The organism is Pseudomonas sp. TE12234, from assembly GCF_054061835.1.
The window spans coordinates 1-12,352 of record NZ_JBSSEP010000017.1 but is presented as its reverse complement, the minus strand read 5'-3'; the positions used below and the strand labels follow the sequence as shown (position 1 = coordinate 12,352).

Below are 12,352 nucleotides of genomic sequence, written 5' to 3'. Positions count from 1 at the left end.
GTTTCGCGCTGTTTGCGCTTGCCAACGGGGTACAGCAGAGACCGTGCCAATTGTGTCCGGCCCAGCATGGCGGGGGTTCTGGTCCGTGTTCGAGAAGAGGAAGCTACAATTTTTGTAGGTTGCTACAAACAACATGAGTGCTTGCCTGATGGCGTCAATTCAGGGATTGATGCGCGCATGTACCGTATAAGGAATTACCTCATGTCGAGGATTACCGTTGCGCTCTTTACCGCGCTGACCTGTCTTTCCATCAACGCCAACGCCGATAGCCTCACGGGTGAAGCCGGGCTGGGCCTGGGCTATCAACCCCATGACCCGACCGGCAGTCGATACGAAACCAAGCCGATACCTTACCTCGATCTGGACTGGGGCGATGTCAGTCTCAGCACTGATGACGGATTGACCTGGAGTGCCTTCAAGGCCAACGGATTCAGTGCCGGGCCCTTTGCGAACTACCTGCCGGGTCGAACCGCGAACGGGACGTTGCGCGGCCTGCGCGATGTGCCGGATATGGCCGAGGTGGGCGGGTTCGTGCAGTACGCCCCGGCTGATTTCTGGCGGGTGTTTGCGTCGGTCGGCCAGGCAGTGGGCGGCGGCAGCGGGCAGGGTGGGGTGCTGGGGCGGGTCGGTGGCGAGGTGGGTTATCCGCTGGGCGGCGGGGTGATCGGCAGCACGAACCTGACGGCGCACTTCGCCGATGCCCGACAAACCCAGACTTACTTCGGCGTCAGCAGCGATGAGTCACAGGCTTCGGGGATTCGTCGCTACAACGCCGGCGGCGGGTTGCAGAACGTGGCGCTGACCCAGAGCTTCGAGTTTCCCCTGGCCGCGCATTGGTCGCTGCTGACCAGCGCGAGCTGGATTCATCTGACGGGGTCGGCGGCCGACAGCAGCATTGTCAAGGCCGTTGGCGATACCAATCAGGGTGAAGCGCAGGTGGCGATAGCCTACAAGTTCAAATGAGATTGTGTGGCGAGGGAGCGTGCTCCCTCGCCACACACGTTGCGGTGTCTTCAGGTTTGCTCGCCCTCGGCCAGCAACGCCACCCCACCCATGATCACCGCCACCCCGACCCAGTGCAGCACACTGATCTGCTCGCCCAGCCCCAGCCACGATCCCAGCAGTACCCCGACAAACACCAGTGAACTCAGGGGAAACGCCAGGGAGAGACTGCTGCGTCGCAGGATCAGCATCCAGACGAAGAACGCCCCGATGTAGCAGCCGATCGCCACCCACACCCCGGGATTGTCTGCCACGGCCAACAGCCAATGCAGGGAGAATTCCATCTGTCCGAGTTGATCGCCGCCGACTTTGCTGGCGATCTGGCCGGCGCTTTCGAAGCTGATCAGCAATGCCCAGAGAACGAGGGTGCCGAGCCGTTCGTGCAGCCAGTCAGTCTTGCTGCCGATCATCGATTGACCCTCATCCATGGCCGACACACACGAGCATCACGCCCGCCGAAATCACCAGCGTACCCAGCCAGCGACGGCGACTGACGGTTTCACCGAGGACCAGCTTGCTCGCCAGCACCACGCCGCAGTAGGCCAGCGCCGCTGCCGGAAACAGCAGGCTCAGCGGTGCCCGGGACAGGGCTTCGAGCCAGACCAGAAACTCGACCACAAAGGCGCCGATCCCGCACCACAGCAGCGGCGCATTGAATACCTGGCCCCAGAACGCATTGAGGCGAAAGCCGCCTTCGAGCTCCGGCAATCGGTCCAGGCCGAGCTTGAAGCAGAGCTGGCCAATGACGTCCATCACAATGGAACACGCCACCAGCATGATCACGGTGAAAGTCATGGGTGAGGTGCCTTTCGATTTGCAATAACGATGTTCACAGTCAGGATTCACCCTTTAGCGGACGCCCTCCGAAGGTTCATCCGGCATGCAGGCCGGGGGAGAGGGCTTTTGGGGGTAAATGCAAGGGATGGGCCAAACCCGGGACAACCCTTGTAGGAGCGAGCCTGCTCGCGATGGACGTAAACGTTGACGCAGGCTGCCTGGAACACCCCATCGCCTGCAAATACATCGCGAGCAGGCTCACACCCATAGGGGGGGGCAGGTGTGAGGGCGAACCAGCACGGTCACCGCCATCAGCTTCGTCACCGCCGCGCCCAGGGTTGCCTTGAGCATCAGATCCATCAGTGACTCAGCCCGTACTTCTTCACTTTGTCGAACAAGGTGGTCTTGGCCATGCCCAGTTCCTGGCTGGCCTGGGTCAGGTTGCCGCCGCTGCGTTGCAAGGCGTCGCCGAGCAGGTTGCGTTCGAAGGCTTCCACCGCTTCGGCAAAGGCCAGGCCCTGATTGCCGGCGCTGGCACCGGGTTTCTTGAAGGCTGGCAGACCCAGGGCAAAGCGCTCGGCGACGTTGCGCAGTTCGCGCACGTTGCCCGGCCAGTCGTGGCTCATCAGGTTGGACAGGGTCTGGTTGTCCAGTTCCGGCGCGGCACGGTCAAAGCGCAGGGACGACTGCTGCAGAAAATGCTCGAACAATTGCAGGATGTCTTCGCGACGTTCGCGCAACGGTGGCAGTTCCAGGGTGACCACGTTGAGGCGGTAATACAGGTCGCTGCGAAATTCCCCGGCCTTGCTCGACTCGACGAGGTCGGACTTGGTCGCGGCAATCACCCGGCAATCGACCGCCACGCTCTGGTTCGAACCGAGTCGCTCGAGGGTACGCTCCTGCAACACCCGCAGCAGTTTGATCTGCAAGGGCAGGGGCATGCTTTCCACTTCATCGAGGAACAGCGTGCCGCCGTCGGCGTGCTCGATCTTGCCGATGCGCCGCTTGCCCGCGCCGGTGAAGGCGTTGGCTTCATGGCCGAAAATTTCACTTTCGAAGAGGTTTTCCGGCAGGCCGCCGCAGTTCAAGGCGACGAACTGCTTGCTGTGGCGACGGCTGAAATCATGCAGGCAACGGGCAACCAGTTCCTTGCCGGTGCCGGTTTCGCCTTCGATCAGCACGTTGGCTGAGGTATCGGCGACGTTGGCGATCAACTCGCGCAGATTCTGCATGGCCGGCGAGCGACCGATGATGCGCCCTTCGAGGGAATCGCGTTCGGCCAATTGCCGACGCAGCGACGTCACCTCCCGCGCCAGGCTGCGTTGTTCCAGGGCGCGGCGGGCCACGTCCACCAGACGCTCCGGGGAAAAGGGTTTTTCCATGAAGTCGTAGGCGCCTTTCTGCATCGCGCCGACGGCCATCGAGATGTCGCCATGACCGGTGATCAGCACCACCGGCAGGCTGCGGTCGCGGGCCTTGAGCCGGTTCAACAGTTCCAGTCCATCGATACCCGGCAGGCGAATGTCGCTGATGACGATGCCGGCAAAATTGTCGCCGACCCGCTCCAGGGCTTCTTCGGCGCTGCCGACGCCGATACAGGGAATGTCTTCCAGGCTCAGCGCCTGCTGGCAGCCGAGCAGCACATGGGGGTCGTCTTCGACAATCAGCACACTAAGGTCGTTGTTCATATTGGCTCGGCAGGTGTGGGGCTTACCAACGGTAAACTGAGGACGAAAGCGGTACCACCGCTGGCGGGGTGTTCGACGCCCAGGTGCCCGCCAGTGGCGGCGGCCAGGCTCGCGGAAAGCGTCAGGCCCAGGCCCAGCCCTTGTTCGCCGGGTTTGGTGGTGAAGAAGGGTTCGAACAGGTGCTTGCGCGCTTCGGCATCGATACCGTGGCCGTTGTCCCTGACGCGCAGTCGATACTTGCCCTCGAACACTTCACCTTCGAGCCACAGCTCGGGTTGCGGCTGCGCCTGCATGGCATCGAGGGCGTTGCCAATCAGGTTGACCAGAATCTGCTCCAGGCGCGTCTGGTCGATCTGCAGTTGTACGTCGTCGAAATGGTGGTGCACCTGCAGATGGGCATTTTCCACCCGCCCGCCGAGCAGTTGCAAGGCAGCTTCCACGGCTTTGCCGAGGCCAGCCTGGCCCTTGTCGTCACCGCGTCGGGCGAAGGAGCGCAGGCTGGCGGTAATCCGGCCCATTCGGTCGATCAGCTCGTTGATGGTCTTGAGGTTGGTGCTGGCCACGTCCAGTTGACCGCGCTCCAGAAAGCGTACGGTGTTGCCGGACAGGGTGCGCAGCGCCGCCAGCGGCTGGTTCAGTTCGTGGGCGATGCTGGTGGACATCTGGCCGATGGCGGCGAGTTTTCCGGCCTGCACCAGTTCATCCTGGGCGCGGCGCAAGGTCTCTTCGGCTTGACGTCTTTCGCGGATCTGGCCCTTGAGCCGTTCATTGCTGGCGCGCAGGTCGACGGTGCGTTCGGTAATCCGACGCTCCAGTTGATTGTTGGCTTCCTGCAAGGCCTCGCGGGCGGCGAGGCGGGTGGAAATCACCTTGCGCCGTTCGTTCCAGGCGATCAGCAGGAACGCCACGAGGGCGAAGGCCACCGCCACCAGAACGCCCTGATTGATCGCTTCTCGGCGCAAATCCTGCAGCGGCGTGAGCAGGGTGAAATTCCATGGGGTATCGCTTAACGGCCGGGTCTGCGCCAGATAGCTGATGTTTTCTTTATCGGAGTCCAGCTCGCTGTTGGCGGGAAAGGTCAGTTTTTCCACGCCTTCGGACAGGGTTTCCCGGGCCAGGGGTTGCAGTTCGTTCAACGGGAACCAGTAGTACTGCAGGCTGCGGGCCAGTTTTTCCTTGGTCTCGTCGCTCAGCGGCACCACGGATTTGAGTCGCCGCGCCGGGTCGCTGGACAGAATGATGATGCCGTTCTCGTCGCTGACGAAGGCTTCCAGGCGCGCCCGCTGCCAGCGCTCTTCCATGGCTTCGAGGCGAACCTTGACCACGGCCACGCCGATGATCTTGCCGTGTTCTTCCAGGCCGTGGGCCAGGTAATAACCGGGTTCGCCGTTGGTGCTGCCGATGCCATAGAAACGCCCCGGCTGGCCGCGTACGGCATTCTGGAAATAGGCACGGAAGGACAGGTCTTCACCCAGGTAGCTGTCGACATCGCGCCAGTTGCTGGTGGCCATGACGCGACCGGTGGTGTCCATCACATAGATGGCCCGACTGCGGCTGCGCCGGTTCAGGCCTTCAAGGTAATCATTGACCGTTTGCCGGTGCTCCGGGGTCGGGTCGGCCAGCAACTGCGAGACACTGGATTCGAGTTCCAGCAGGCTGGGCAGGTAGGTGTATTTGCTGATTTCGCTCTCGACGGCACGGGCGTGCAGTTCCAGCTGACGCTGGCCGTTCTCGCTCAGGCTGCGAATGCCGTAGTGCTCACTGAGCCAGAAGCCGACATAACCCAATCCGATCATCAGCGCGATGATCAGCGGCGGCAGGAACAAATGACGAATCAGACGGGGTTTCACGGCGAGTGATGGCGGCGGGGCGCGATAGGGATTGGGGTCGCATTTCATCACAGATGCCTTGGGTCAACCAGCATGGCAACGTGCTTGCTCTGGTTCCTGCCGAACGAAGAACCTGTGGCGAGGGAGCTTGCTCCCGCTCGGCTGCGAAGCAGTCGTAAAACCGATGAATGCGGGTGTCAGAAAAATTGCATTTACAGGTTTCGGGGCCGCTGCGCGACCCAGCGGGAGCAAGCTCCCTCGCCACAAGGAGCAAAGCCAGTTGCTGATTAGTGCTGCAGAATCTTGTTCAGGAAGTGCTGGGTACGCTCGGCACGGTGGTTGATGTCGCCGAAGAACTCTTCTTTCTTGCAGTCTTCGATGATCTTGCCGGCGTCCATGAAAATCACCCGGTCGGCAACTTTACGGGCGAAGCCCATTTCGTGGGTCACGCACATCATGGTCATGCCTTCGTGGGCCAGTTGCACCATCACGTCGAGCACTTCGTTGACCATTTCCGGGTCCAGCGCCGAGGTCGGTTCGTCGAACAGCATGACGATCGGGTCCATCGCCAGCGCCCGGGCAATCGCCACGCGCTGCTGCTGACCACCGGACAGTTGGCCGGGGTGCTTGTGGGCGTGGGCCGAAAGACCGACGCGCTCAAGCAGTTGCAGGCCTTTCCTGGTGGCTTCTTCCTTGCTGCGGCCCAATACCTTGATCTGCGCAATGGTCAGGTTTTCGGTGATGGTCAGGTGCGGGAACAGCTCGAAGTGCTGGAATACCATGCCCACACGGGAGCGCAGTTTCGGCAGGTTGGTCTTCGGGTCGGCGATGGAAGTGCCATCGACCACGATGTCACCCTTCTGGAACGGTTCCAGGGCGTTGACGCATTTGATCAGGGTCGATTTGCCCGAGCCGGACGGCCCGCAGACCACGATCACTTCGCCTTTTTTGACCTCGGTGCTGCAGTCAGTCAGTACCTGGAAGTCGCCATACCACTTGTTGACATTCTTGATAGAGATCATACGGCAAACCTTTTTTGCAGACGCTTGACCAGCTGCGAGGCGGCAAAGCTGATGATGAAGTACACGAGACCTGCGAAGATCAGGAACTCATTGGAACGGCCAATGATGTCGCCACTGGCGCGCGAGGCATTGAGGAAGTCCACCAGGCCCACCGCATAAACCAGCGACGTGTCCTGGAACAGGATGATGCTCTGCTGCAGCAACAGCGGGGTCATCTTGCGGAACGCCTGGGGCAGGATGATCAGGCGCATCATCTGGCCATAGGTCATGCCCAGCGCCTGGGCTGCTCCCATCTGGCCCTTGGGGATCGACTGCACGCCGGCCCGGACGATTTCGCAGAAGTACGCCGCTTCGAACATCATGAAGGCCACGATGCACGAGGCGAACGCGCCGATCGGGGTGTCTTCGCCGGTGATCCAGCGCAGCACGAATGGCACCGCCAGGTAGAACCAGGTGATGACCAGCAGCAGCGGGATCGAGCGGAAGTAGTTGACGTAGGCACCGGCCAGGTTCGACAGCAGTTTGCTGTGGGACAGACGGCACAGCGCCAGGAGGGTGCCGAGGATGATCCCGCCGATGACGCCCAGCGCCATCAGTTGCAGGGTCATGATCATGCCGTTCCACAAGCCTGGCAGGGACGGGATGATGCCCGAGAAGTCGAGTTCCATTATTTACCCCCCACGGAGATCAGGCCCGGTACGGCGACTTTCTTCTCGACCAGACGCATCAGCAACATCAGGCTCATGTTCAGGGTGAAGTAAATGAGCGTTGCCAGGGTGAAGGCTTCGAACAGGTTGGCGGAGAATTCGGCGGTCTGTTTGGTCTGCGCCAGCAGCTCCATCAGACCGATCAGCGAAGCCACGGAGGTGTTCTTGAAGACGTTCAGGAATTCCGAGGTGAGGGGCGGAATGATGATCCGGTAAGCCTGCGGCAGCAGCACGTTCCAGTAGATCTGCGGCAGCTTGAAGCCCATGGCGCGGGCCGCGGATTCCTGGCCTTTGGGCAGGGCCTGGATACCGGTGCGCACTTGTTCGCAGACGCGAGCGGTGGTGAACAGGCCCAGGCAGACGACAACGCTGAGGAAGGCCGAGGTCGTCGGGTTCAGGTCCTGCTTGTACCAGTCTTGCAGGTTCTGTGGCAGCAGGTCCGGCACCAGGAAGTACCAGATGAACAGCTGAACCAGCAGCGGCACGTTACGGAAAAGCTCGACGTAGCAGGTGGCGATGCCCGATACGATGCGATTCGGCACGGTGCGCATGACGCCCAGAATCGAGCCCAGTGTGAGGGCGATGATCCAGGCCACGATGGCGATGGCGATGGTCCAGCCCAGACCGGCGATGTACCAGTCGAGATAGGTCTCGCTGCCCACGCCGGTGGACTTGAAGAACACGCCCCAGTCCCAGTTGTAATTCATTAGGGTCTCCCCTCGGATTCGATCGATGTACAAGTACCCGCCTGGGGAAAGCTCCGTTCCCGCCCGATCCGGTGACCACAGGGGTCAGTTCGATCAGGCACACGCGATCGGCTCGACAGCCACCGGTTCGAGTGCTTCCAGAAATGCCAGCAGGGAATGACAACCTCCCGAAAGGGCCGAGGCCCTCCCAGGAGATAAGGTTAGTCAGAAATCAGGATTTCTTGTCGTCAGCCGCTTTGTCGGTCGGGTTGGCGATCAGGGCCTTGAGCTCGTCGCTCATCGGGAAGTTCAGATTCACGCCTTTAGGTGGGACAGGCTGCAGGAACCACTTGTCGTAGATCTTGTTGATTTCGCCCGAAGCGTAGGTGGCCTTGATGGCGTCATCGACGACCTTCTTGAACGGCTCGTCACCCTTGCGGACCATGCAGCCGTAGATTTCGTAAGACTGTGGCGTCCCGGTCACGGCCCAGTCGGCCGGCTTTTTGGCCTTGGCCATTTCACCCGCCAGCAAGACGTCGTCCATCATGAAAGCCACTGCGCGGCCGCTTTCCAGCATCTGGAAGGACTCTCCGTGGTCTTTGGCGGAGATGACGTTCATGCCCATTTGCTTGTCGGCGTTCATCGACTTGAGGAGGCGCTCGGACGTGGTACCGGCGGTGGTCACGACGTTCTTGCCTTTGAGGTCGTCGAAATCTTTGTAGGGCGAGTCTTTCTTGGCCAGCAAGCGGGTGCCAACCTCGAAGATGCCCACGGAGAAGTCAACCTGCTGCTGACGTTCCACATTGTTGGTGGTGGAACCGCACTCGACGTCGACGGTGCCGTTCTGCACCAGCGGGATACGGGTTTGCGAAGTGACCAGGTTGTATTTGACTTGCAGGTTAGGCAGGTCCAGGTCTTTTTTGATGGCTTCGACGATTTTCAGCTGAATGTCGTGGGAGTAGCCCATCGGTTTGCCGGAGGCGTCTGCGATGTAGGAAAACGGAATGGAAGCGTCACGATGCCCGAGGGTGATCACACCGGACTCTTTGATCTTCTTCAGGGTGCCGGTGAGTTCGGCGGCAAAAACTGGCGTGCTGATCAGAGCGGCAGCAATGGCTGCGCCCAGGATATGGGGAACGATGCGCATCAAAATTTCCTCGACATTGTTTTTTTTATGGAGCCCGTTCATCGGCCCTTTTGTGCTGCGGATACCTGACGGTTCCTGAAGTATTGGCACCGCAGGCATTCGTCGAGGAAGTGTAGAGCATGACTCATGCCAGGCCAGGCTAAACGATTCAAGCTATTGATTTATAAGGAAATTAAATTGTTTTTCCGGATTTTTCAGCGCTAAATAATCCGGTTAACCGAACTGACCGGTGAGTCGCGTTCGGAAAACCGAATGGTGAGAGGGCGCAACCGGTAATCAGGTGTATTTGCGCTTGTCTGGCGCTGGCGGGAAGTACTGGTACAACCAGGTTTCACTCAGCGTGCGGTCATGGGTGCGGATGAACAGGCGCAGTTCCACGGGATCCACGCTGTCGTTGGTCGGGTACCAGTCGAACGTGATGCGGTAGCCCTTGATCTCATCGAGCACCAGCACGTTGAAGTCCTTGACCTGGCCATTCGAGCAGGTCACCACCGGCTCGATGCCCGCGCCTTCCGGCAAGCGGTCCAGGCCACCTCCGGTGAAGTCCACCGCGAAACGCCGGGCCCAAACCTCCGGGTAATGCTCGCCCGGTGCCCAGCCCTCGGTGAAACCACCCATGCCCGAACGCGTTGCGTTGACCCGCGCCAGCGGTGTGCCCACGGGCGGCAGGGCGCTCCAGTAGAGCTTGTAGCCGTAGTTCAGCGAATCACCGGGCGCCACCGGTTTTTTCGGGGTCCAGAACGCAACGATGTTGTCGAGGGTCTCGCCGGTCGTAGGAATTTCCAGCAGATCGACGGAGCCTTCGCCCCAGGCGGTGGTCGGTTCGACCCACAGGCTCGGGCGCCGGCTGTACCAGTCGACGGTGTCCTGATAACTGGCGAACTCGTGATCGGTCTGCACCAGGCCGAAACCCTTCGGGTCCTTGTCGGCGAAGGCATTGAATTGCAGGGTGGCCGGGTTGTTCAGCGGACGGCAGATCCACTCGCCGTTGCCGCGCCACATCGCCAGGCGATCGGAGTCGTGGATCTGCGGGTGAATGGTGTCGCACATGCGGCGTTCGTGGGTGCCGCAGCTGAACATGCTGGTCATTGGCGCGATGCCCAGTTGTTCGATGGCGGTACGTGCGTTGACGTGGGCATCGACTTCCATCACCACGCGCTCGGCCTGGCAGTCGATGTCAAAGCGGTAGGCACCGGTGGCGCTCGGCGAGTCGAGCAGGGCATAGACCACGAAACGGGTGCTGTCCTTGTCCGGCGTCTCGAACCAGAACTTGGTGAAGTCGGGAAACTCTTCACGCTTTTTGGCGTAGGTATCGATCGCCAGGCCGCGGGCCGACAAACCGTACTGGCCAGTGGCATCCACCGCGCGAAAGTAACTGGCACCGAGAAACGACACCACGTCGTGCTTGTCCAGCTCCGGCGCCTTGAACAGCTTGAACCCGGAGAAACCCAGGTCGCCGGTCAGTTGTTTGGTGTCGACCGTGGTGTTCTCGTAGTTGAACAGCGACGGGCGGAAATGCACTTCACGGGCCATGCGGGTCTTCGGATCGACGCTGTACATGCGCACCGGCTGCTTGAACCCCATGCCGACGTGGAAAAACTGCACATCCAGCTGACCGTTCAATTCATTCCACAGCGAATGATTGCCGTCGTAGCGGATCGCGTTGAAATTCTGCGGGGTCATGGTCGCCAGGGTCGGTGGCAACACTTGCTTGGTGTCCTGATAGCGATTGCTGGCCAGTTGCTTGGCCTGCACTTTCAGCGACTCGAAATCGAAGGCCTGGGCTTCACCATCGGCAGCCCCGGTGGCAGCCCAGGCGCGGGCGGCGAGCAGGCCGGTGGCCGACAAACCGGTGTAGGCAGCGATGGCCATGGAGGCTTTGAGCAAATTCCTGCGGTGCATAAATACAACCTGTCGTGAACAATCCCGCGCCGTTCCTGGCACGTGCTGGATCAGAAATAGGGGTTCGGACATGCCTTCGGCCAAACGCAACGGACTTTAAACAGATGCCGAATAGCTTAAACCGTTCGATGGCAGAGCAAAATTGATTGATGGCACGACGCTAGCGCGGCAATGAAACAAGACGTGTCGGTAAAGATTTCCGACAGTGACGTCTGATTTAGAGGGCATTTCTGCTTTTTTCGACTAATTACTCTAAAAAACGCTTTTCAGCGTCCCGATACTTTCTATTCTGTGGGCATGACCGGTTTATGCCCTTCGGGCCGGTGCGATTCAGTCGGCACAAGAAGGCTGCTGAAAAGGGGTAGGGCGATGCGGTTTTTGAAGTTTTCTATGACGTAGAGAAGGACATCGTCCATGTCGAAAGTACAAGGCATCACCGAAATACTGGGAATCTTTCCGTGCCTGGGCAGCGGGCGGCGAAGGCGCCGATTGAATTCCGAAGAAATGAAACTGGTGGAGCGCTATCGCGAATTGTCGGAGAGCGACCGGATTGCGATGAGGTATCTGGTGGATGCGATGCGCAGTGTTTCGAGGTTTTAGGTAAGAGAATCAAAAGGGCGGACGATGAAGTTCGCCCTTTTGCCAATCGAATCGATTCAGCGGGTGCCGGCTATTGGGAACGGTCGTTGCGTTTGCATCAACTCAGGCATGTCCCGCCACTTGATCCAGGCGTGGTGTTGGTAATGCAGCAAAGGCACCGAGACGCCTGCCCAATTCAAGGCGCTCAGGCTGGGCAGGTTTTCCGACGATGATGCCTGCGCATTGCGCAACAGGGGCACGACTTCGTTGCTCAACCATTGCCTTAGGTGGCGGTTTTCCGGGATGAAATGGTGAACCAGCAGCGCGTACATGCCCGACTCGCTGACCATCAATGCATCGACGACCTTCCCGTCCTTGAGCAAACAAACGCTACGACGCTGATCGGGGTCGAGCTTCTGGATGAGGCGTTCGTTCAATGGTTTGCCCATCAGGCGGCCAAGGTCCTGAACGCAGAACCAGGCTTGATGGTCCTGGATGAAGGCGTGGAGGAATCGGTTGTGGCGGGTGAAGACTGTAGGAATAAAGCAGGGATAAGTGTCAGATGGATTTGATGCGTGTCTGTGCATTGTTCGACTCCATGTTGAAAAAGAGCCGCCACTCATCCTTCGACAGATTGGGGTGGCGGACCGTGCGGCGTTCGAAGTCGGAACATTCTCGATCAACATGGAAGCCGAGAGGCCCGCGCCACACGGCCCGCCATAACACGAAACTGAAAGGCAAAAAAATGCCCCAGCTTGTATGGGGGCGCGGATGCGCCATGTTGATATGTTCCGGCTTCGACTCCGGGTCGCTGATTGTGCAGCGACGGGACAAAGCCTATCGGTCAGGCGCTCGCGGCGCCAAGTCTACTCTGGCGACGCGTAATGTAGGAATCGCGGTTTTTTCCGGAAGGCTATATCTGTAGATACTCTGTTCCCGGTCAAGCTTTCAGCAGGTGCTTATCGCTGAAAAGCTTGGCCGTGTCGAAATCCTCTCCCGAGCGCATGCACGCC

The 12,352-nt window shown here is 59.9% G+C and carries 13 protein-coding genes; 2 read left to right on the top strand and 11 right to left on the bottom strand.

From position 1 onward, the window contains the following. The first annotated feature begins 201 nt into the window (after nt 1-201). Entirely contained in the window at nt 202-963 is a 762-nt protein-coding gene (locus tag ACVWYU_RS22930; RefSeq protein WP_090316740.1) for a MipA/OmpV family protein, read from the top strand. Nucleotides 964-1,013: 50 nt separating this feature from the next. Here the strand turns inward: ACVWYU_RS22930 and ACVWYU_RS22925 are convergent, their stop codons facing one another. From ACVWYU_RS22925 to ACVWYU_RS22885, 9 genes are all read right to left on the bottom strand, one after another. Then, on the bottom strand, nt 1,014-1,412 hold the full coding sequence (locus ACVWYU_RS22925; RefSeq protein WP_457373786.1) for a transporter: 399 nt from the start codon (nt 1,410-1,412) through the stop codon (nt 1,014-1,016). A gap of 10 nt (nt 1,413-1,422) precedes the next feature. After that, a complete protein-coding gene (locus ACVWYU_RS22920; protein WP_090316746.1) occupies nt 1,423-1,797 on the bottom strand; it encodes a DMT family transporter in 375 nt (124 codons plus the stop codon). A 341-nt stretch (nt 1,798-2,138) separates the two neighbouring features. Continuing rightward, the gene (gene aauR / locus ACVWYU_RS22915; RefSeq protein WP_090316751.1) at nt 2,139-3,467 is read right to left on the bottom strand and encodes a two-component response regulator AauR; all 1,329 of its coding nucleotides are present in this window, start codon (nt 3,465-3,467) and stop codon (nt 2,139-2,141) included. Next, nucleotides 3,464-5,365 carry a two-component sensor histidine kinase AauS gene (gene aauS, locus ACVWYU_RS22910; protein WP_248914452.1) on the bottom strand — a complete coding sequence of 634 codons (1,902 nt, stop codon included), beginning with the start codon at nt 5,363-5,365 and terminating at the stop codon, nt 3,464-3,466. The genes aauR and aauS overlap by 4 nt, the downstream gene beginning before the upstream one ends. A gap of 218 nt (nt 5,366-5,583) precedes the next feature. Beyond that, nucleotides 5,584-6,318, bottom strand: a complete 735-nt coding sequence (locus ACVWYU_RS22905) for an amino acid ABC transporter ATP-binding protein (protein ID WP_247257957.1) — start codon at nt 6,316-6,318, stop codon at nt 5,584-5,586. Continuing rightward, the gene (locus ACVWYU_RS22900; RefSeq protein WP_090316762.1) at nt 6,315-6,986 is read right to left on the bottom strand and encodes an amino acid ABC transporter permease; all 672 of its coding nucleotides are present in this window, start codon (nt 6,984-6,986) and stop codon (nt 6,315-6,317) included. Before ACVWYU_RS22900 ends, ACVWYU_RS22905 begins: the two co-directional genes overlap by 4 nt. Continuing rightward, nucleotides 6,986-7,732 (bottom strand): amino acid ABC transporter permease, encoded by a 747-nt coding sequence (locus ACVWYU_RS22895; RefSeq protein ID WP_047538290.1) that lies wholly within the window; start codon nt 7,730-7,732, stop codon nt 6,986-6,988. The genes ACVWYU_RS22900 and ACVWYU_RS22895 overlap by 1 nt, the downstream gene beginning before the upstream one ends. Before the next feature lie 211 nt (nt 7,733-7,943). Further along, nucleotides 7,944-8,858 carry a glutamate/aspartate ABC transporter substrate-binding protein gene (locus ACVWYU_RS22890; protein ID WP_457373730.1) on the bottom strand — a complete coding sequence of 305 codons (915 nt, stop codon included), beginning with the start codon at nt 8,856-8,858 and terminating at the stop codon, nt 7,944-7,946. A gap of 276 nt (nt 8,859-9,134) precedes the next feature. Continuing rightward, nucleotides 9,135-10,760 (bottom strand): glucan biosynthesis protein D, encoded by a 1,626-nt coding sequence (locus tag ACVWYU_RS22885; RefSeq protein ID WP_247257954.1) that lies wholly within the window; start codon nt 10,758-10,760, stop codon nt 9,135-9,137. Nucleotides 10,761-11,174: 414 nt separating this feature from the next. Here ACVWYU_RS22885 and ACVWYU_RS22880 point away from each other — a divergent pair, with 414 nt between their 5' ends. After that, entirely contained in the window at nt 11,175-11,360 is a 186-nt protein-coding gene (locus ACVWYU_RS22880; RefSeq protein ID WP_247257953.1) for a hypothetical protein, read from the top strand. A 56-nt stretch (nt 11,361-11,416) separates the two neighbouring features. Here the strand turns inward: ACVWYU_RS22880 and ACVWYU_RS22875 are convergent, their stop codons facing one another. Continuing rightward, nucleotides 11,417-11,926 carry a BRO-N domain-containing protein gene (locus ACVWYU_RS22875; RefSeq protein WP_248914455.1) on the bottom strand — a complete coding sequence of 170 codons (510 nt, stop codon included), beginning with the start codon at nt 11,924-11,926 and terminating at the stop codon, nt 11,417-11,419. Further along, nucleotides 11,898-12,119 (bottom strand): hypothetical protein, encoded by a 222-nt coding sequence (locus tag ACVWYU_RS22870; RefSeq protein ID WP_457373787.1) that lies wholly within the window; start codon nt 12,117-12,119, stop codon nt 11,898-11,900. The genes ACVWYU_RS22875 and ACVWYU_RS22870 overlap by 29 nt, the downstream gene beginning before the upstream one ends. Nucleotides 12,120-12,352 lie beyond the last annotated feature (233 nt).

Bases quoted from the DNA above. Each gene is read 5' to 3' on its own strand.
- ACVWYU_RS22905 (WP_247257957.1), bottom strand. From the start codon at position 6,318: ATGATCTCTATCAAGAATGTCAACAAGTGGTATGGCGACTTCCAGGTA.
- aauR (WP_090316751.1), bottom strand. From the start codon at position 3,467: ATGAACAACGACCTTAGTGTGCTGATTGTCGAAGACGACCCCCATGTG.
- ACVWYU_RS22870 (WP_457373787.1), bottom strand. From the start codon at position 12,119: ATGGCGCATCCGCGCCCCCATACAAGCTGGGGCATTTTTTTGCCTTTC.
- ACVWYU_RS22895 (WP_047538290.1), bottom strand. From the start codon at position 7,732: ATGAATTACAACTGGGACTGGGGCGTGTTCTTCAAGTCCACCGGCGTG.
- ACVWYU_RS22875 (WP_248914455.1), bottom strand. From the start codon at position 11,926: ATGCACAGACACGCATCAAATCCATCTGACACTTATCCCTGCTTTATT.
- aauS (WP_248914452.1), bottom strand. From the start codon at position 5,365: ATGAAATGCGACCCCAATCCCTATCGCGCCCCGCCGCCATCACTCGCC.
- ACVWYU_RS22880 (WP_247257953.1), top strand. From the start codon at position 11,175: ATGTCGAAAGTACAAGGCATCACCGAAATACTGGGAATCTTTCCGTGC.
- ACVWYU_RS22890 (WP_457373730.1), bottom strand. From the start codon at position 8,858: ATGCGCATCGTTCCCCATATCCTGGGCGCAGCCATTGCTGCCGCTCTG.
- ACVWYU_RS22920 (WP_090316746.1), bottom strand. From the start codon at position 1,797: ATGACTTTCACCGTGATCATGCTGGTGGCGTGTTCCATTGTGATGGAC.
- ACVWYU_RS22885 (WP_247257954.1), bottom strand. From the start codon at position 10,760: ATGCACCGCAGGAATTTGCTCAAAGCCTCCATGGCCATCGCTGCCTAC.
- ACVWYU_RS22925 (WP_457373786.1), bottom strand. From the start codon at position 1,412: ATGATCGGCAGCAAGACTGACTGGCTGCACGAACGGCTCGGCACCCTC.
- ACVWYU_RS22900 (WP_090316762.1), bottom strand. From the start codon at position 6,986: ATGGAACTCGACTTCTCGGGCATCATCCCGTCCCTGCCAGGCTTGTGG.
- ACVWYU_RS22930 (WP_090316740.1), top strand. From the start codon at position 202: ATGTCGAGGATTACCGTTGCGCTCTTTACCGCGCTGACCTGTCTTTCC.